The 20213-nt window shown below is 67.9% G+C and carries 11 protein-coding genes and 2 tRNA genes; 6 read left to right on the top strand and 7 right to left on the bottom strand.

Going from position 1 to position 20213, the window contains the following annotated elements; all coding sequences use genetic code 11:
• Positions 1-178 precede the first annotated feature (178 nt).
• Positions 179-1849 carry a urocanate hydratase gene (hutU, locus tag Poly30_RS08350; RefSeq protein ID WP_145206025.1) on the bottom strand — a complete coding sequence of 557 codons (1671 nt, stop codon included), beginning with the start codon at positions 1847-1849 and terminating at the stop codon, positions 179-181.
• A gap of 172 nt (positions 1850-2021) precedes the next feature.
• On the opposite strand from hutU, the gene Poly30_RS08345 reads away from it, so the two are divergent.
• From Poly30_RS08345 to mnmM, 4 genes are all read left to right on the top strand, one after another.
• A complete protein-coding gene (locus Poly30_RS08345) occupies positions 2022-2759 on the top strand; it encodes a TetR/AcrR family transcriptional regulator (protein ID WP_419191120.1) in 738 nt (245 codons plus the stop codon).
• Positions 2760-2847: 88 nt separating this feature from the next.
• On the top strand, positions 2848-4179 hold the full coding sequence (locus Poly30_RS08340) for an HlyD family secretion protein (RefSeq protein WP_145196177.1): 1332 nt from the start codon (positions 2848-2850) through the stop codon (positions 4177-4179).
• A 5-nt stretch (positions 4180-4184) separates the two neighbouring features.
• A complete protein-coding gene (locus tag Poly30_RS08335; RefSeq protein WP_145196175.1) occupies positions 4185-7304 on the top strand; it encodes an efflux RND transporter permease subunit in 3120 nt (1039 codons plus the stop codon).
• A gap of 9 nt (positions 7305-7313) precedes the next feature.
• A complete protein-coding gene (mnmM, locus tag Poly30_RS08330) occupies positions 7314-8021 on the top strand; it encodes a tRNA 5-(aminomethyl)-2-thiouridylate-methyltransferase MnmM (protein ID WP_145196173.1) in 708 nt (235 codons plus the stop codon).
• Here mnmM and Poly30_RS08325 read toward each other — a convergent pair.
• Positions 7935-9134: an acyltransferase family protein gene (locus Poly30_RS08325; RefSeq protein ID WP_145196172.1), complete on the bottom strand. Its 1200-nt coding sequence runs from the start codon at positions 9132-9134 to the stop codon at positions 7935-7937. The two genes, mnmM and Poly30_RS08325, sit on opposite strands and share 87 nt — an antisense overlap.
• Before the next feature lie 55 nt (positions 9135-9189).
• On the bottom strand, positions 9190-11013 hold the full coding sequence (locus Poly30_RS08320; protein ID WP_145196170.1) for a putative bifunctional diguanylate cyclase/phosphodiesterase: 1824 nt from the start codon (positions 11011-11013) through the stop codon (positions 9190-9192).
• A 331-nt stretch (positions 11014-11344) separates the two neighbouring features.
• On the opposite strand from Poly30_RS08320, the gene Poly30_RS08315 reads away from it, so the two are divergent.
• A complete protein-coding gene (locus Poly30_RS08315) occupies positions 11345-11983 on the top strand; it encodes a hypothetical protein (protein ID WP_145196168.1) in 639 nt (212 codons plus the stop codon).
• A 102-nt stretch (positions 11984-12085) separates the two neighbouring features.
• On the opposite strand, the gene acnA is transcribed toward Poly30_RS08315, so the two are convergent.
• Positions 12086-14791, bottom strand: a complete 2706-nt coding sequence (acnA, locus tag Poly30_RS08310) for an aconitate hydratase AcnA (protein WP_145196166.1) — start codon at positions 14789-14791, stop codon at positions 12086-12088.
• A 74-nt stretch (positions 14792-14865) separates the two neighbouring features.
• Positions 14866-18282, bottom strand: a complete 3417-nt coding sequence (locus Poly30_RS08305) for a hypothetical protein (protein WP_145196164.1) — start codon at positions 18280-18282, stop codon at positions 14866-14868.
• 191 nt (positions 18283-18473) lie between these two features.
• Here Poly30_RS08305 and Poly30_RS08300 point away from each other — a divergent pair.
• Positions 18474-18549: transfer RNA gene (locus Poly30_RS08300), tRNA-Ala, on the top strand.
• 99 nt (positions 18550-18648) lie between these two features.
• Here Poly30_RS08300 and Poly30_RS08295 read toward each other — a convergent pair.
• Both Poly30_RS08295 and Poly30_RS08290 read right to left on the bottom strand, forming a co-directional pair.
• The gene (locus tag Poly30_RS08295; protein ID WP_419191119.1) at positions 18649-19863 is read right to left on the bottom strand and encodes a ribonuclease D; all 1215 of its coding nucleotides are present in this window, start codon (positions 19861-19863) and stop codon (positions 18649-18651) included.
• A gap of 269 nt (positions 19864-20132) precedes the next feature.
• Positions 20133-20209: transfer RNA gene (locus Poly30_RS08290), tRNA-Asp, on the bottom strand.
• Between the last annotated feature and the right edge of the window lie 4 nt (positions 20210-20213).

The following is a 20213-nucleotide window of genomic DNA, read 5'->3' as shown; positions in this document are numbered from 1 at the left end:
CTGGGAGACGCCGGACGTGGGGTTCATGGGGCAACCCCCCGGACGGTTGCGCGAACTTTCCCGGATCCGAGACTTTCGAAGCCAGCGAAAACGAACGAGGGCCGGCCGCGGTTTCCCACGGCCAGCCCTCGCAGGGGCGCCCCGCCCTCCAGGGGGGGACGACTTGTGCCCGAAGCGACTACAGCCCCATCGGGACGTCCACGCCTCGCTCGTTCGCGCACGCAATGGCCTCGTCGTAGCCAGCGTCGACGTGCCGGATCACGCCCATGCCTGGATCCGCGGTGAGGACGCGATCGAGGGCCTCTCCCGCCTCGTCGGTGCCATCGGCCACCGTGACCTGGCCCGCGTGGAGGCTGTAGCCCATCCCTACGCCGCCGCCGTGGTGGAAGCTGACCCAGCTGGCCCCGGACGCCGTGTTCACGAGGGCGTTGAGGATCGCCCAATCCGCCACGGCATCCGTTCCATCTTTCATCGCTTCGGTCTCACGGTTCGGCGAGGCCACCGAGCCGCAGTCGAGGTGATCCCGCCCGATGACGATCGGGGCGGACAGCTCTCCGCTCCGAACGGCCTCGTTGAATGCCTTCCCGGCCTTCGCGCGCTCGCCGTACCCGAGCCAGCAGATCCGCGCCGGAAGCCCCTGGAACGCCACACGCTCCTGGGCCATCCGAAGCCAGCGGCCCAGCGCCTCGTCCACGGGGAACAGGTCCAGCAGGATCTGGTCCGTCTTGTGGATGTCGGCCGGATCCCCCGAGAGGGCGACCCAGCGGAACGGCCCGCGCCCCTCGCAGAACTGCGGCCGGATGTACTTCGGAACGAATCCCTCGAAGTCGAACGCGTTCTCGAGCCCCGCTTCCTTGGCGTGGCCGCGGAGATTGTTGCCATAGTCGAAGGTGTCCGCCCCGCGCTTCTGCAGCTCGATCATGAGCAGGCAGTGCTCCTTCATCGTCTCATACGAGCGGTGCTCGTAGTCCTTTGGATCGCTCGCGCGCAGGGCGACCGCCTCTTCCTCGGTCAGCCCGTCCGGCACATAGCCAGCGAGCGGGTCGTGGGCGCTCGTCTGGTCCGTCAGCACATCGGGAACGATGTCGCGCTCGATCAAACGCCGCAGCAAGGTGACCGCGTTGCAGGGGACGCCGATCGACTGAGCGCGCCCTTCCTGCTTCCACGCAAGCGCTGTGTCGATGGCTTCGTCGAGGTCATCGATGCGCTGGTCCACATAACGCGTGCGAAGGCGGAAGTCGATCCGCGCCGGGTCGATGTCCGCGGCGAGACAGGTGCCCTCGTTCATGGTCGCGGCCAGCGGCTGCGCCCCGCCCATCCCGCCGAGCCCGGCCGTCACGACGAGCCGATTCTTCAGGGTACCGCCGAAGTGCTTGCGCGCCGACGCAGCAAACGTCTCGTAGGTACCCTGAAGGATCCCCTGGGTCCCGATGTAGATCCAGGACCCGGCGGTCATCTGCCCGTACATCATCTTCCCGGCCTCCTCCAGCTTGCGGAAGTGATCCCAGTTCGCCCAGTTGCCGACGAGGTTCGAGTTCGCGATGAGGACGCGCGGCGCGCGCTCATGGGTGCGGAACACGCCGACGGGCTTGCCCGATTGCACGAGGAGGGTCTCGTCGGGCTCCAGCCGCTGGAGCGTCCCGATGATCGCCTGGAACGCGGGCCAGTTGCGGGCCGCCTTGCCCGTCCCCCCGTAGACGACCAGCTCCTCCGGGATCTCGGCGACCTCCGCGTCGAGGTTGTTCATGAGCATCCGCATGGCGGCCTCGGCCGCCCAGGTCTTGCAGGTTCGCTCGTTCCCACGAGGGGCCTTCTGCGGCCCGGTCGGGATGTGGCTGAAGGGGCTCATGGTGGCGCTCTCGGTGGTGGCTTTCGCGTCGTTCGTTTGCAGGGTCATGGCCCGGGCAATCTAACGGACATGGGCCCACGAGGGACCGGGTCAGTCTGCCGCGCCGCAGGTCTTTTGCGATTCGTGGCAATTTATTGACATTCCGTCAGGAATCTGGGCCATGCTGGCCCCCATGCGAACTGTGAGTGCCAAGCAGCAAGAGATCCGCGAACGGGAACAGACGATCCTCGATCTGGCCCAGGCGATGTTGCTGGAGCGCGGCTACCTCGGCCTCTCCATGGACCGGATCGCAGAAGAAGTGGGCGTCTCGAAGGGCACGGTCTACCAGCACTTCGTGAGCAAGGAGGACCTCCTCGCTGCGGTCGCCGTTCGGAGCGCCAACACGCGGGCCGAACTCTTCGAGCGGGCTGCGACCTTCCGCGGAACCACGCGTGAGCGCATGGGCGCGATCGGCGCCGCCGCCGAGCTTTTTTTCACGCTATTCCCCCACCATGAGCAAGCGGAGCGGGTGATCAAGAGCTCCTCGGGCTCGGAGAAGATCACTCCAGAACGGTCGTTATCCCTGGATACGTGCGTGTTTCGCTGTTTCGGGACGGCGACCGGGGTCATCCGCGACGCCGTCGCCTCCGGCGACCTCGCGCTGCGCCCCGGCCAGAGCGTCGAGCAGGTCTGCGTCGGCCTCTGGAACCTCTACACCGGCGCGTTCCTCATGCGCGATCTGGAGAGCCATCTCAACATCCCTGCGGTCACGGACCCCATGCCCGCTCTGGTCGCCAACTCCCAGGTCCTCCTCGACGGATTCGGCTGGAGGGCGCTGTCCACCGAACACGACTACGAGTCCGCGCGCCTCAGGGTCTTCGAAGAGGTCTTTCCCACCGAGGCGAAAGCCGCGGGACTCCTCCCCGCCTGACCCGCCCCCCACCTCTCAGACCTTTCTGAACGGCCCAAAATCGACGTTTCGTCAAGAAACTTTCTAACCGCAGCCAGCTTCGCTCACTTTGAAGAGATCCAGTTCCGGGAAGTCCTTCCTACCCACGCTGCTGGGGCTCCTGCTCCTCGTCGCCGTCGGCTTCGGGGCGAACGCCCTCGTCGCCGCTCGCTCCGCCCACGCTCGCGAAAGAGAACCCGGCGCCGGCGCCGAGGTCCGAGCTCTACCCGTGGAGACCATGCGCCTCGTGCCCACCGACACGATCGACGTGCCGCGGACGTTCACCGGCCAGATCACCGCCCGACAGAGCACCGACCTGGCGTTCGAGGGATCCGGCAGGATCTCGGCGCTGCTCGTCGATGAAGGCGACACGGTGGAAGCGGGCGAGACGATCGGCTCGCTCGACCGGGCCGAACTCGAGGCTCGAAGGGAAGAGGTCGAGGCGCGGCGCATTCGCCTGCAGGCCGTGCTCGACGAACTCCTGGAGGGTCCGCGGAAGGAGAGCATCGACGCTGCCCGCTCGAACGTGGAGGCGATCCAGGAAGAGCTGGACCTGGCGAAGCTCCAGAGCGATCGACGCGAAGAGCTGGCCGAGAAGGGCACGATCAGCGCCGAGCAGCTCGACTCGACCCGAGCGCTCGTGAAGCAGCTGGCCGCGCGCCTCGCGGCCGCCCGCGCTCAGCTCGCCGAGCTGGAGAACGGAACCCGCGACGAGACGATCGCCGCCCAGCGCGGCGCTCTCCTCGAACTCGACGCGTCGCTCCACACGATCGACGTGTCCCTGGAGAAGACGATCCTGAAGGCGCCTTTCGCGGGCACCATCACGGCGCGCTATCTCGACGAGGGAGCCGTCGTCTCCCAGCAGGTGCCGAGCGCCGCGGTGCGGCTCGTGGAAGCCGGGGTCCTCGAAGCCCACGTCGGCGTGCCCGTGGAACTCGCCGAAAGAATCGTCTCCGAGGACGGTCGCGGTAGGCTGCAGCTCAGGGACCAGACGATCGAGTCCACCCGCACGGTCGCCCTCGGGACGGTCGCACCCGGCACGAGAACGGTCACGCTGATCTTCGATCTGTCCCAGGAGTCGGCGACGAAGGCCAGCGCGCGCCCCGGCGACGTCATCACGCTCCACACCGTGGTGGAGCGAGAGGAGCACGGGGCCTGGATCCCGATCGGCGCGCTCACCGAGAGCGCGCGGGGGCTCTGGAGTGCGTTCGGGGTCCAGGCGCCTGCGAGCGGATCCGGCCCCGCGACGGCCGTGCGCATCGAACTGGAGGTGCTGACCGCCAACGAGTCCGAAGCGTTCGTCCGGGGCACCTTCGACGGGGAAACGACCATCGTGGCGTCCGGCGCCGGACGCATCGTGACGGGGCAGGCGATCCAGCCGATCGACCAGGGGACTCGCTGAGCGCCATGGATCTCTCGAACCTCTACTACCGGAACCCGCGTCTGCTCACGCTGACGCTGATGCTGATCCTGGTCGCGGGCTTCGCGTCGTTCCAGCTGCTCCCGCGCGCGGAGGACCCCGAACTCACCTCGCGCAACGCGCAGATCTTCACGGCCTTCCCTGGCGCCGACGCGTCCCGCGTCGAGGCCCTCGTCACCGACGTCGTCGAGGACATGCTCGCCGAGTTCGAGGAGATCAAGGAGATCAAGTCCGTCTCCCGCGCGGGCCTGTCGACGGTCGCCATCGAGCTGCGCGACGAGATCGCCAACGTCGGCCCCGTGTGGACCGAGATCCGCGACGACCTCGCCGGGATCGTCCCAGACCTTCCGCCCGGGGCGCGCGAGCCCGACTTCGTCGAGTTCGAACTCAGCGCCTACACGCTGCTCGTCGGGCTGACGTGGGAGCTCGATTCGACGCCCAATCGCACGATCCTCGGCCGTCTCGCCGAGGAGCTCGCCGACAAGCTTCGCGCGGTTCCCGGAACCCACGACGTGGCGCTGTCCGGGGCGCCCCAGGAAGAGGTACTCGTGGAGCTCGATCCCGCCCAGATGGCGTCCCTCGGCCTCGACGCGAGGCTCGTCTCGGCCGCGATCGAACGCAGCGACTCCAAGGTCGCGGCGGGGGAAGTCTCCGGCGCGACGAACGAGATCCAGCTGGAGGTCTCGGGCGAGATCGAATCCCTCGACAGAATCCGCGACGTGCTCATCGATCGCGGTGGCGGAGGCGACGCATTCGTGCGCCTCGGGGACATCGCGACGATCACCAAGTCCGAGGTGCAGCCCATCGAAAGCCTCGCGCTGATCGATGGCGAAGAGGGCGTCGTCGTGGCGGCGCGCATGGAGGTGGGACGCCGCGTCGACGTGTGGTCGGAGCGCGCCCGAGCCGTGACCGACTCCTTCCACGAAGCGCTTCCTGCGGGCGTCGGTGGAGAGGTCCTGTTCGACCAGAGCAAGTACACGGAGGAGCGGCTCGGCAACCTCGTCTTCAACTTCCTGTTCGGCGCCGTTCTCGTGATGGTCGTGCTGTTCTTCACGATGGGATGGCGCTCGGCCATTCTCGTCGGGACCGCGCTGCCGCTGACCACCCTCATGGTGCTCCAGGGCCTGCGCACGATCGGCGTGCCGCTCCACCAGATGTCCGTGACCGGGATGATCATCGCGCTCGGCCTCTTGATCGACAACGCGATCGTCGTGGTGGACGAGGTACGGCACAGGCTCCAGCGCGGCGACGATCGCGCCGAGGCCGTCGGCGCTGCGGTCAAACACCTGGCCGTGCCGCTGTTCGGCTCCACGCTGACGACCTGCATGGCCTTCGCGCCGATCGCGCTGATGCCCGGCGGCGCCGGGGAATTCGTCGGCCCCATCGCGCTGAGCGTGATCCTGGCGATCGCCTGCTCGTTCTTCCTCGCCCTCACGATCACGCCCGCGCTCACGGGGCTCCTGGACAAGGTCTTTCCGGCCAAGGGCGCGGACACGTTCCTCGGACGCGGTCTCTATTTCCCGCGGCTCGACCGTGCTTACTCCGGCGCGCTCGGCTTTCTCTTCGGAAGGCCGGTTCTGGCGGTGGCCCTGGCCATCCTTGCACCGTTTCTAGGCTTCCTCGCCGCGCCGCGGCTCCCCGAGCAGTTCTTTCCGCCCGCGGACCGCGACCAGTTCAACGTGAAGCTCCTGCTCGCGCCGGTCTCCTCGCTCGAGACGACGAGGGAACTCGCGCTCCGTGCACGGGACGTCGCCGTCGCGCACCCTCGCGTGGAGCGCGTCCATCTTTTCGTCGGGCAGAGCAGCCCCAAGTACTACTACAACCTGGTCGAGACCCAGCGCGACGCGCCGTTCTTTGCCCAGGCGCTCATCCAGCTCGATGGCCCGGAGGACTCCATCCAGGTGGTGCGAGACATCCAGGCGGCCCTCGACGAGGCCGTGCCCCAGGCCGTCGTGCTCGCCCAGCAGATCGAGCAGGGACCGCCCTTCGACGCGCCCGTCGAGATGCACCTCTACGGGCCCGACCTGCAGCGTCTCCGCGCACTCGGCGACGAGGTGCGCCTCGCGCTGACGCGACTGCCCAACGTGACGCACGTTCGCTCGACCTTGGACGGCGGTGCCCCGAAGCTGCGGCTGGACCTCGACGACGAGACGGCTCGGCTCGTCGGCACCGACAACCGCGGCGTCGCCGCCGCCCTGGAGCAGAGCCTCACCGGCGTGACGGGCGGCTCGCTCATCGAAGCGACCGAAGAGCTTCCGGTGCGCGTGCGCGTGGGCGATCTCGTCCGCGGCTCGGCGCGCCAGGTCGAGACGCTCATCCTTCCGACGGCCGAGGGCTGGACGAACCTCGCCTCCCTCGGCGACCTGACGCTGGTCCCCGAGACCGCGGTCATCGCGCACCGAAACCGTCGCCGCGTGAACACGACCCAGGGGTTCCTCGAAGCGGGCACGCTCCCGAGCGAGGTCCTCGGCCAGCTGCTGGAGGCCCTGGAATCGGAGGGCTTCGAGGCCCCCGACGGCTACGAGCTGGAGGTCGGCGGCGAGAGCGCAAAGCGCGACGAGGCGGTCGGCAACCTCGCGGGTTCTGCCGCGCTGCTGCTGGTGCTGATGGCCGCAGCGCTCGTCTTGACCTTCAACTCGTTCCGGATGGCGGGCATCATCGCGATCGTCGGGTTCCTGGCCGTGGGCCTCGCGCTTCTCGCGGTCGCCGTCTACGGAGCTCCGTTCGGATTCATGACGATCGTGGGAGCGATGGGCCTGATCGGCGTCGCGATCAACGACTCGATCGTCGTGCTCGCCGCCCTTCGCGAAGACGAGGGGGCTGACCGTGGAGACATCGACGCAACCGTTCAGATCGTGCGACGCGCCTCGCGTCACGTCTTCTCGACCTCCCTGACCACGATGGCCGGTTTCGCGCCTCTCATCGTGGCCGGCGGCGCCTTCTGGCCGCCTCTGGCGGTCGCGATCGCGGGCGGGGTCGCTGGCGCGACGCTCATCGCGATCACGCTGGTCCCGGCGCTGCACATCGTGGTCGCGCGCAGCGTCACGAAGCGCGCGGCGAAGGCGCGGGCTCGAACGGGCGACGGGATCTCCCTGGCCACCGCCTGATCGGCTCCCATGGACTCCGCTCGCGTTCTCCACTGGACCGAAGAGGCGCTCGACCAGCGCAACGTCGTCGCGCTGCTCCACGAACGGATGGCGGAAGAGACGCTGGAAGGCGCTCTCGTGGTCGACGCGACGGCGGGCAACGGCCATGACACCGAGTTTCTCGCGCGCGCCGTGGGCGCGTCCGGCGAGGTGCTCGCGATCGACCTTCAGGCGTCCGCGGTCGAGGCCACGCGACGACGGCTCGCCGGAGACCCCGATCTGGCGCGGCGCGTACGCGTGATCGAGGGAGATCACGCGACCCTGGCGGACCTCACGCCGACCTCCTGGGCAGGCCGCGTCTCCCTCGTGGTGTTCAACCTCGGCTACTTGCCGGGCGGGAGCCGTGCCGTCACCACGCGGGCCGGTTCCTCGCGCGCCGCGGCGGCCGCCGCTCTCGAGCTGCTGGCGCCGGATGGCCTCCTTTGCATGGCGCTGTACACGGGTCACCCGGGCGGCGCCGAAGAGGCGGCGACCCTGCGTGCCTGGTCCGCGGAACAGGCATCGCCCAGGGTTCGAGTCCATCACATCCGAGACGCAGGGGACGGCGCGGCCGGTCGCCCGGAGGTGCTCCTCATCAGGCGCAGAGCTGCGTCAAACCCTCAGGAAGATCCGCCGACGATACAGCACTTCGAGCACGAGGTACCAGCCTCCGATCCAGATCAGGGCGTAGCCGAGTGACGCGTTGATCGGGGTCAGGTGGAGCCCTGACTGCAGCCCTTCGAACAGCGCCTTCTGCGCGCTCCGACCGTCGTCGAGCGTCCAGAGTCGCCCGACGACGCGGGCCAGGAGTCCGCTACCGACGAAGACCAAGAGCGCATTGACTCCGTAGACGCGGAATGGCCGCGCGATCGCCTCGACCGCGCGTCCACGCGGGCCGTCGAAGAGAGCGCTGCACGTCGAGAGGAAGAGCAGCGCAAGACCACCCGTGAAAACGGCGTAGGAGCTCGTCCAGAGCGGCTTGTTGATCGGGAACCAGCGATCCCAGAGCAGCCCGACCGCGACCATGGCGAGACCCGCGGGTACGAACGATCGTAGGAGGCTTCCCTCGGATCCGACGGCGCGAAGGCGTATTCCCGCCAGCACGCCCATCAAAGCCGTCGCCAGCGCAGGGATCGTGGAGAGCAGCCCTTCGGGATCGTAGGTCCCCCCGCGCCAGACGTGGGCTCCGAGCACCTTGCGATCGAGCCAGCCCACGAGGTGCGGGCCCGCCCTCTCCAGGCTGGGTTCACCGAGGCCAGGCACCGGCACGAGCGTCACCAGCGGCCAGTAGATCACGAGGCAGAGCCCGGCGGCGACGACCATCGTGCGCGCGGACGTGAAGAGAAACAGCAGCGCGGCCAGCACATAGCAGATCGAGATCCGCTGGAGCACCCCCATGATTCGGATCGTGGAGAGGTCGTACTTCGGGAAGCCCGCGAGCATCATCCCGAGGGCGAACAGCAGCACGCCGCGTCGCAGTACCTTCGGAACGGCGGCCCCGGGTCCGTGCCCGGCTTCGAGGCGCTTGCCGAGCCCCAGCGGGATCGCCACGCCGACCATGAACAGGAAGAACGGGAAGACGAGGTCCGTCGGCGTCCACCCGTGCCACGCAGCGTGCTTCAACGGCCCGTAGATGTGGCTCCACGAGCCCGGATTGTTCACAAGGATCATGCCGGCGATCGTGGCGCCGCGCATGACGTCGAGAGATAAGCGGCGCTGAGGCGCCGTCGCTGCGAGCGCGCCGGCTGCCGCGGGAGCCGCCCCAGGGGAGGAGGAGTCGTCGTCGACGTCGGCGGGATGATCCGGGTTCATCGCGTCGAGGTTACCAGGCCGGTCACGGCCAGGGGATGGTTCCGTTCCGCTCGCCTCAGGCCGCAGCCGCTCTGGCGAAGATCTGCTCGGCCAGCATCTCCTGGGCGCGCTCCGCGGGCACCGGCGGGCTGAAGAGATAGCCCTGGACCTCGTTGCACTGCAGCACCTTCAGGAACGCGAGCTGATTCTCGGTCTCGACGCCTTCGGCGACGACCGAGAGCTTGAGGCTGTGGCCCATCAGAATGATGGCGGTCGCGATCGCGGCGTCATCCGGGTTGCTCGTCACGTCCGTGATGAAGGAGCGGTCGATCTTCAGCGCGTTGATCGGGAACCGCTTGAGGTACGACAGCGAGGAGTAGCCGGTGCCGAAATCGTCGATCGAGATATGAATCCCGCGCGACTTGAGCTTGCCGAGGATCGCCGCCGTTTCGGACGGGTCGTTCATGAGCAGGCTCTCCGTGACCTCCAGCTCCAGGCCGTCCGCATCGAGACCTGCATCGTCGAGCGCGTCGTAGACGGACTCGTGCAGGTTCGGCTTGCGGAACTGCACCGGTGACAGGTTCACCGACACGCGGATGGACGGGAGTCCCATGGCGCGCCAGGCGGCGTTCTGGCGGCACGCATCGCGAAGGATCCACTCACCGATCGGTACGATCAGGCCGGTTTCCTCCGCGAGTGGAATGAACTGACCGGGCGAAACGAGGCCGAACTGCGGATGGATCCAGCGAACGAGCGCCTCCATGCCGAGGATCTTGCGCGTCTCGATATCGATGCGGGGCTGGTAGTAGACCACGAGTTCTCGGTTGCGGAGCGCATCGCGCAGGCTCTGCTCCAGCGTCAGGCGCTCGAAGGCCCAGCGGCTCATCGACTCCGAGAAGAACTCGATGTGGTTCTCGCCGGCCTGTCGCGCGCGAAGCACGGCTTCCTGGGCGCGCCGGATGAGTTCACCCGCGGCGGTGCCATCGTCGGGCGAGCAGGCGATGCCGATATGCGCGGTGACCCCGGCCTTGAGCGCCAGCGCTTCATGCAGTCGAACGGCGAGTCGAGCCGCATCCTGAACGCGCTCGATGTCGGGCACCAGAAGCGAAAACACGTCGTCGCCGAGCGCCGCAACCGCGATGCGCGAGGCCGAGTACGACATCTCCTGAGTGCTGTCGAGTTCCTCCAGCACCGTTTCGAGGACGCCCTGAATCTCCCGCTTCGGGTTCGGGACGTTGAGGCCGCGCACCGATGCACAGAACACAGCGACGGTCCGTTCCCGGTCGCGCGCACGCGTCAGGCGGACAGCCACGCGCTCGGTGAAACCCTCGATCGCTTCGGCCGAGGGCTTCGCGCTCGGGTGACAATCCTCGGACAGAGTGGCCTCGATCGCGGACTCGACGGCTTCTCCATCCGCGCCGTCCATGGCCTGCGATGCCTCGGTCCCACCCGCGGACGAGACCTGCGCCTGTTTCTCCTGTCCGAGCACGAGTTCCGGAAGCGCCACCCCCGCCTGCGGTCCCCCCGTCGATGGCCGCGCCGATCCCAGCCGAGAGATGACCACGCGCGCGCTCGCCGCAACGCTGAACACATCGGAGGCTCCAAGGTCGAGCAGGGCCTCGTCGGTGAGATAGCCTCTCTCGCTGACCGGTTGAGATTGAGCCAGGACCTTGCCGCCGCGGGCTCGGGAGGCGAGCGCAGCGAGGAAGGACCCCGGCTCCTGCCCCTCGGGTGCGCAGCGAGCGTCGACGATCAGGTCCGTGGCACCGCGAATGGATTCGAGGAGTTCCCTGCCGCTGGACGCCACCGTGTACTCGCGGCCGACAGCCTGGAGTTCCTGGGTGAGTCGCTGGAGGACATCCTGGTTCTGGAGCGCGACGAAGAGTGGAGCGGTCGACATAGAAGATGGGCCGGGTGGGTGCCCCGCGGCTGGGACCGCGGGAGGTGCCTGGGGTGGGGCCCGGAGAAGGGCCTCTTGGACTCGTTCTATGTCGGCTCGCGAGACTCGCGAGTTTGAGACATAGTGCGAGTCCCGACGGATTCAGCGCCTCACGCACCGCCGACGTAAAAGCTCTCCCACACATCGTTTCCCGCTCTGCAGGGAGATTTCCGAGACCGCTCGGAAAGCGTTTCCCTGGCTCAGCTCCGGATCGGCTCGATGGGACGCCGAATTCCCCCTTGTGGGACGGAACGAGGGCTTATCTTCTCGGAGGCCCCGATCAAAAAATCCCATGCGAAACTTCTTCCCCACCTCCCTCTTCGCGTTGGCGACGGTGCTCCTCGCGACAAGTTGCCGCTCGACGAGCACGAGCTACCAGTTCACCCCGAGCCCCCTGGAGGTCCTGGTCACCCAGTCCGATGATGAACCAGCGCTGGCCCGTGTACTCGTGGGCATTCCCGGCGCGGAGCGTGAGGGCGGACGGAGCAGCGGGATCCCCGAGCTTCTCGTCCGGATTCGCATCGAGAACCAGTCGGAGAACGGCATCCGGTTCGACCCGGCGCGATCGACTCTGCTGGGGTCGGACCTCGCCCAGTTCGGCCCGGCCCGATCGGAACCCGCGGGCGTCCTCGAGATCCCGGCTGGGCGAACCGAGTCGCTCCTCGTCCGCTATCCCTTCCCCCAGGACGGTAGCCTGGACGCGCCGCTCCTGACTGGCGTGAATCTGCGCTTCGAGCTGGACCTGGAAGGCCGCCCTGTCGGCCGCGACGCCGTCGAGGTCAGCGCGACCATGGAACGTGTGGACCAGATCCAGCGCTACAACGCCCGTCAATCGGTCGTCTGGGGCACGGGCTGGCGTGGTGGCTGGGGACCGGGTTTTGGGAACAACTGGGGATTCGGCTACGCGTCCAGCTTCTACGGGTGCTGGTGATTCGCCGGGATCGGTCACATGCAGAATGCGCCACTCCCCCGTTCGGGGAGCGGCGCCTTCTTCCATGGAGCCCCCTCTTTCCAAGGTGGCGGGCCTGGACGATCAGCTCATCGCCGCGAGGCGGCGCAGCACGTAGTTGAGAATCCCGCCGTGCCGGAAGTACTCGGCTTCCGCGGGCGTGTCGATCCGCATCAGTGCCTGGAACTTCTTGACCGAGCCGTCCTTCGCGGTGGCCGTGACGTCGACGGTTCCGCCGGTCGGGGTCGCTTCCTTCTGGAAGCGCTCCGCGAAGCCGTGGATGCTGTACGACTCCGAGCCGTCGAGGCCGAGGCTGTCGGCGTCGACGCCGTCCTCGAACTGCAGCGGCAGGATGCCCATCCCGACGAGGTTCGAACGGTGGATCCGCTCGTAGCTCTCGACGATGACAGCGCGCACCCCCTGGAGCGACGGCCCCTTGGCGGCCCAGTCACGCGACGATCCCATGCCGTACTCCTTGCCGCCGATGACGATCGACGGAACGTTGTCCGCCTTGTACTTCATCGCCGCGTCGTAGATCGACATGCGCTCGGAGGACGGGAAGTGCACGGTCACGCCGCCTTCCACACCGGGCACGAGCCGGTTCTTGATGCGCACGTTCCCGAATGTGCCGCGCATCATCACCTCGTGATTGCCGCGGCGTGAACCGAAGGAGTTGAAGTCCTTCTTCTCGACGCCGAGGGAGATCAGGTATTTGCCTGCCGGGCTGTCGACCGGAATCGATCCTGCCGGGGAGATGTGGTCGGTCGTGATGTTGTCGCCGAAGAGCCCGAGGACGCGCGCTCCGTCGATGTCGTGAACCTCGCCGGGGTTCGGGCCCATGCCCTCGAAGTACGGTGGCAAACGAACGTAGGAGCTGTCTTCCTGCCAGTCGAACGTCGCGGTCGCCGGGCTGTGGATGCTCTGCCACGCGGGCGGGCCGTCGTAGACGTTCGCGTAGCTCTCCGCGAACATCTGGCGCGTGACGTTGCTGCTCACGATCTCCTGAATCTCGGCGTTGGTCGGCCAGATATCCTTGAGGAACACGTCGCTGCCGTCGTCGGCCTTGCCGATCGGCTCATGGATCAGGTCGATGTTCACGTCACCTGCCAGCGCGTAGGCCACGACGAGCGGCGGCGATGCGAGATAGTTGGCCCGCGTCTTCGCGTGGACCCGGCCCTCGAAGTTGCGGTTGCCCGAGAGCACCGAGGAAGCGACGAGGTTGCCCTCGTCGATCGCCGCGACGATCTCGTCGGGGAGCGGGCCGGAGTTGCCGATGCAGGTCGTGCAGCCGTAGCCAACGACGTCGAAGCCGAGCGCGTTGAGGTGCGGCGTCAGGCCTCCCTTGTCGAGGTAATCGGTAACGACCTTGGATCCGGGCGCGAGGCTCGTCTTGACCCACGGCTTCGTGCGCAGGCCCTTGAGGGCGGCCTTCTTGGCGACGAGCCCCGCCGCGACCATGACCGACGGGTTCGACGTGTTCGTGCAGGACGTGATGGCCGCGATGACGACCGAGCCATTCTTCAGCTCGAAGGTCTCTCCGCCGCTCGTCACCGTGACGCGGTGATCGTGATCCTTGGCGCCAGCGGCCTCCAGGATGCTCTTGCGGTCGTCCTGGAACTGCTTCGCGAGATCCTTGAGCTTGACGAGATCCTGGGGACGCTTCGGCCCCGCGAGGCTCGGCTCGATCTCCCCCATGTCGAGTTCCAGGAGGTCCGTGTAGTTCGGCGTGGCCGACTCCGCGGTGTGGAACATCCCCTGCTCGGTCATGTACGCCTTGACGAGATCGATCTGCTCCTCGGAGCGACCGGAGAGGCGCAGGTACTTGAGCGTCTCGTCGTCGACCGGGAAGAGACCGCACGTGGCGCCGTACTCGGGCGCCATGTTCGCGATCGTCGCGCGGTCGGCCAGCGACAGGTGCTGGAGGCCCGGCCCGACGAACTCGACGAACTTGCCGACGACGCCGTGGGCGCGCAGCATCTCGGTGACGCGGAGCACGAGGTCGGTCGCGGTCGCGCCCTCCGGAAGCTGCCCGGTCAGCTTGACACCGACGACCTGGGGGATCAGCATCGACACCGGCTGACCCAGCATGGCCGCCTCGGCCTCGATCCCGCCGACGCCCCAGCCAAGAACGCCGAGACCGTTGATCATCGTCGTGTGCGAATCGGTCCCGACGAGCGTATCGGGGTACGCGTAGCCCCCATTCGTGTCGTCGCCTTGCATCACGACGCGCGCGAGATACTCGAGGTTGACCTGGTGGCAGATCCCTGTCTCCGGCGGGACCACCTTGAAGTTCTTGAAGGCACCCTGGCCCCACTTGAGGAACGCATAGCGCTCGCCGTTGCGTTCGAACTCCAGCTCGAGGTTCTTGCGCGCCGCGTCCGGTCCGCCGAAAGCGTCGACCTGAACCGAGTGGTCGATCACGAGTTCGCCCGGCTGCAGCGGGTTGATCCGCGAGGGATCACCGCCGAGTTCCTTCATCGCGTCCCGCATGGCGGCGAGGTCGACGACGGCGGGGACGCCCGTGAAATCCTGCATCAGCACGCGGGCGGGGCGGAACGCGATCTCCGTCGAAGGCACCGCCTTCGGGTCCCACTTCACGAGGGCCTCGATGTCGCTGGCGGTGACCGTCACGCCGTCCTCGTGGCGCAGGAGGTTCTCGAGGAGAACGCGGAGCGCGAAGGGCAGCTGGGAGACGGGATGTCCCTGGCTCTCCAGTGCTGACAGGCGAGCGATTTTGTGGCTCTTGCCGGCCGCTTCGAACGAGCCGCGGGCTTGGAAGGTGTCTTGCATGATCGAGGTTCCTGGGCTGGATTTCGGGGCAGCATTTTACCCAACTTCCCCTCGCCGCGCTCACCTCAACTGGGCTAACGGCCCAGGGGCTCGGCCTGGAGCTTCATGTCGGGCGGTACCTCTTGCCCTTCCTGCACGAGGTGCAGGAATCGCGGGCTGACCCGGAGCCCTCCGTCCTGGAGGCTCTGCGGGAGTCGCCCCAGCGGGTCGCGCGGCACATCGATCACCGTCCCCGCCAGGATCCCGGAACTCACCCGAAAGAGGCCCGAGCCCTCCCCTCGCAGGAGCGATTCCCGGACGAAGAGCCGACCGTTCTCCTGGGACTGCACCAGCATTCGCGGGCCCGCGTCGAGCACGCACCGATCCAGCCATGCCTCGGCACCGCCGGAGACGAAGAGCGAGCCGGAATCGAAGAGCGTGGCCCGCGCAAGGAGCCGGCTATCCAGGATGAGCCGCGCCGACGTCGCGGGCGGACTGGCCGGGTCGGCCGAGGTGACGCTCGCCTCGTAGATCTCGAGGTCGCCGCTCTGGAGATGGATCACCGTCCCCACGCCCCTGAGTTCCCCTCCGAGGACGACCCCGTGGCCGCCGTCGAGAACGGTGATGGCCTGGCCGACCGACTGTTCCACGATCAGGTTCTCCAGCACGATGTTGCGAGCGTGGATTCGCAGGCCGGCGTGCAGCCGAACCCGGGCTCCGTCGGCCGCCATCAGCCGAACGCCATCCGTCCGAAGCTCGAGCGCGGGAGCGCCTGCTCGGGGCACGCCTCCGGGATCGCTGCCACCGGCTTCCCCGAAGAACCAGTCGCCCTCCGCCAGCACGATGTCCACGCCCACGTGACCGTCCAGCTCCAGAAGCGCTGCGGCCACGTCGCCGAGATCGAGGCTCCCGAGGGCGATGCGTTCACGACCCGACACCACGGCGCTCGGTGAAGCGAGCCTGCGATCGGTCACCGAGCGCCACGCATCGAGCGTGAAACGCTCGCCTGGGATGAGCACCTCCGCCGCCTTCAACAGCGCCTCCTCCGACGAGGAGGTACGGGACCGCTCCACGAGCCGCAGGACCAGCTCGGCCGTCTTCGCGTCGTAGTCGAAGAGCGCGGCCGAGGCGTCGTGGGACACGTCGCCCCGGCCGGCCTGGCCGTCCGCCTCCGGCCCATTCCACGCCGGGCGCAGAAGCGAAGCGTGCAGACGCGAGAGCGCGAAGCCGAGCTCTAGACTCGCCAGCTCGGGGCGCGCCTCCAGCTGCCAGCGAAGCTCCTCCGCCGTACCGGGCTGTTCTCCCCAGCCGAAGTCCAGTCGCTCGGCCGACGAACGGCGTTCGGGAGCGAGGAGCCAGGCGGGCCCTTCGGATTCGAAGCTGGCGATGGAAGGCGTCAGGCCAATCTCCCCGAGGAAGCGCGCGAGCCATCGGACTCCCTCGTCGGGATCGACCAGAGCCACGGCATCTGCCCACGCGAGCGCGCGCTCGCAGTCATCGCCCACAGGTCCGGTGGCGACCCCACCGGATCGCGACGCCGCGGCGCCGCGCTCCGCGCGATCCGCCAGGAGAAGAAGCGCATGGGCCCGCCGGTCGGCGCGCGCCGAAGCGAGTCCATCGGGGAGTTCTCCCAGCCAGGCGTCGACCTCCCCGCTCTCCGGCGGGAACCCACGCGAACGCAGGGATTCGATGGCGTGACGCCGAAGCTGAGCCGCGAGCCGCGCTCCTCCCCCGCTTCGCTCGTCGAATGCGCGCAGGATTTCCATGGCCGCGAGCCCTTCGGGCGAGCCACCCGAAGTCGCAGCGACGGCCTCGAGAGCTCCACGCGCGTCGTCGCCGATCGCCTCGATGACGGCGCGCGCTTCGAGACGCTCCACGAAGGAGTCCGAAGCGATGGCCGCGATCGCCGCCTGAAGGTCGGCGTCACGCAGCCTCGAATCGCTCCCCGAGGAGAGCACCCCGAAGGAGTCCCCGGGGATCGAGTCGGGACCGAACGAGACCCGATGGCGAAACCGAAGTCGAAGCAAAGGAAGCCGCGTTCCGTCGTCCGAACGGAAAGCCCGCGGCACATCCAAAACGGAGCTTCCGGGCCCGGTCATCGCCAGCACCTGCCAGTCCCCCGACCCGAGGGGATACTCCCGCTCCAGAACGAAGGAGACGTCGGAGGACGCGACCTCCGTCGCCCGCGACGGCGCGGCCAGGGAGAAGATCAGTCGACCGACTTCAGGGTCGGCCGCGGGCTCCACGACGGTCTTCAGGGGCGGCGCGGGTGGACGCGGGAGAAGACCCGTGTCGTCGACGCTGAGTTCCCGTCCAAAGAGCCAGCGCTCGGACCCGATCTCGGTCACCGAGATACGGCCGCGAAGGCCGCTCTCCAGCAAAAACGCCACTTCGCCTCCGTCGCGAAGCGCCACGGGCTTACCCGAAAGCCAGCTCGCATCCGCCCGATCGGGCAGACGCCAGCTGCCGGCATCGACTTCGCCCTTGGCTTCGGTCTTCGCAGCCGCGAAGGCCACGCTGGAGAAGCGCACCCCCGGGGCAGGCGTCAGAACGATCGCGCCCGGCGACGCCCGCCCCACCTCGACGTGCGCAGGTCGTCCCGATTCGACGGTCAGGCCGGAGACGAGGTGTACGGACGACCCGGGCGCCACCGTCGTGGCTTCTTCTTGGAACGGCAGATGGCGCGCCGTGGCACCGACGTGCGTCGAGATCGGCGCGGGCGTCGGCTCCTTGCGCTGGACCCGGTACTCGAAGACCGCGGCGGTTTCGAGCCGGCTTCCCCCAGCGCCTTCGACTCCGAGCCAGCGATAGACCCCGTCCGCGTCAGGAGCGGCGACCTCGGCCATCGGCGTCCAGCTCGCCTCCCCCAGCGCGCGTCGGTCGATCGCGAACGCCGGATGAACGGGGACCCCCTCGGGGGTGTGGGAGGCAGACGCGATCCAGGTCAGCGCGCCGGTCTTCTCGAATTCCAGTCCGAGCGGATCCCGCTCGAAGGCCTCGCAGCCCGGGACGCATTCGACGAGTTCGAGGCGCACGTGATCCGATCCCACGTCGAGAAGGCGAGCAAAGGCCCATTCGCCCCCTGCATCGCCTGGGACCCAGAACAGGAACTCCGCGCCCGGGCCGAGCAGCGGGGGCGCCCCTCCCAGTGGCTCGAGATCCGAGGGTGCCGCCACGCGAAGCGGGACGGGCCGCAGACCCGGTTTGGCCCGGACGGCGAGGGCCAGGTCGGTCTTGAGACGCAGCGGAGCCAGCCTTCCCCCGGGAACGTCCGCTCCGGACTGCAGCTTGTGGCCCGAGTCCAGCGCCAGACCGAGTTCGTGGCCCAAGAGCCCGATGGTTTCACCGAGGCGCAGGGTCGAGGCCGGACGCCAGTCGTGGACGATCTCGTCCGGAAGGATGGAAACCTGCCCTGGCGAGGCCGCTGCGGCCGCGCCGAGCGCGAAAAGCGCGCCGCCCCAGATCGGCACGAGCAGGACGAGCCGCGCGACCGCCCTGATGGCCCTGCTCACCCCGCTCACCCTGCTCTGGCCAGGAATTCGGCGTGGCCGGAAGGACTTCATGGGGGAAGACTACCCCGATCGGGTTCAGTCGGTCGCCAGGGGACGCGAACTCCACGGTCCCAAAAAAAGCCGCTCTTCCATCTGTGGCAACGCCGCCCGGCTCCTTATCATCCCGCGCGGCGCCAGAGGGCGCCATGTGTGGGGACGTAGCTCAGTTGGTAGAGCGTTGCGTTCGCAATGCAAAGGTCAGGGGTTCGAACCCCCTCGTCTCCACCATCCTTCACCTTCGGCGGTGGCCCTTTCCCGGTGGCCCTTTCCCGGTGGCCCGTTAGCAGGTGCGCTGCCACTGCCGCTGCAGCTAACCCTGCGGGTGCCCTACCTCCGACGTCGCGAAGGTGCGGACGGCACCGTCCCCGCTGCGACATCGCGCTCGAAGCGCGTCACCGTCGCCACGATGTCGTCGCCGAAGGCCTCCAGTTGCCACGGCTCGATGCCGTCGACCGAGCGGAGGGACTCCGCGCTGGCCGGACGATCCTCCGCCAGCTTTTGCAGCAGGTGCCGATTCAGCAGGTAGGCCGACTCGATGCCCATTCGCTCCGATGCCTCCTTCCGAAGCGTCTTGAGGCGATCGTGGAGTTCGGACTGGATCTCGTCGAGCTGCCCCTCTCCCGCGCGCTTGGGCGACATCGGAAGCCTGGCGATCGGACCCTTGCGCGCCGCTCGGTCCAGCGCTCGCTGCACGCGATTGCCGAGACGCCCGAGCACCTTCGGCGTGATGCCCTCGATGCGAAGGAGTTCGGCCTCGTTCCGCGGACGCTTGCGCGCCACGTCCAGCATCGGCTTGTTGCCGAGGATCCGGAACGGCGGAAGATCGTAGCGCTCCGCCAGCTTCTGTCGCACGGCATACAGCTCCTTGAGCGCGCTGACCCCCTTGGGATCGAGCGCGCGGGCGCCCTTGATCTTCACGAAGTCGTTCGGATGGGACTCGAGGGGCGGGGGCTCCAGGGCCTCCAGTCGACGGCACTCGGTCTCGACGATCATGGACCGCCCCTGCCGCGCGAGCTCCTCTTTCTGCTCGTGCATCAACGGAAGAAGGAACCGGGTATCGAGTCGAGCGTAGGCGATCTGCTTCGGCGTGAGCGGACGCTTCGCCCAGTTGGATCGCTGCTGGGACTTGTCGAGCTGGACACCGAAGCGATCACTCAAGACCGAGGCAAGTCCAGGGGCCGCGCTCCCGAGCACGGCCGCCGCCACCCGCGTATCGAAGAGGCCCGCAAAGCGGAAGCCGAACTCTCGACCGAGAATCAGAACGTCGTATTCGGCGTCGTGGAAGACCTTCGTCTTGCTCGGATCCGCCAGGATCGGTCCCAGATCCGCCAGATCGAGATCACCGAGCGGATCGACGAGCCAGTCCTGCCCGCGCGCCGTGATCTGCAGCAAGCAGACCTTGTCGCGAAAGCTGTAGAAGGAGTCCGCCTCGGTGTCGACGGCGATCTCGTCTTCCTGCTCGAGGACGTCCAGCAGATCTTCGAAGTCCTCTTGGCTCTCCACGAGGATCGGCGGTGGGAGCTCTTCGATGCGTACGTCCATTGGGATCACCATAGAGACCCCGGGGGCCTTGAATCAACCGACATGGCCACGGCGCGGGCGACGACCCGTCTTCCGAGGTCGAGCGACCTGCGGGTCCAAGACGCCCGCGGGTCCGAAGCACCTGCTGCGGGTCTGAAGCACCTGCTGCGGGTCTGAAGCACCTGCTGCGGGTCTGAAGCACCTGCTGCGGGTCTGAAGCACCTGCGGGGCTCGCCAGAGCGCTCGAGCCTCGAAAGCGGCTTCCGAAGAAGTCTTTCGGGCGAGCGGGATGGCGAGGATGACGGGACTTGAACCCGCAACCTCCGGCGTGACAGGCCGGCACTCTAACCAATTGAGCTACATCCCCGCGG

The organism is Saltatorellus ferox, assembly GCA_007751475.1.
GTDB lineage: Bacteria > Planctomycetota > UBA1135 > UBA1135.
Note: the sequence above shows the minus strand (reverse complement) of the source record. Positions and strands in the feature narration are given on the sequence as shown.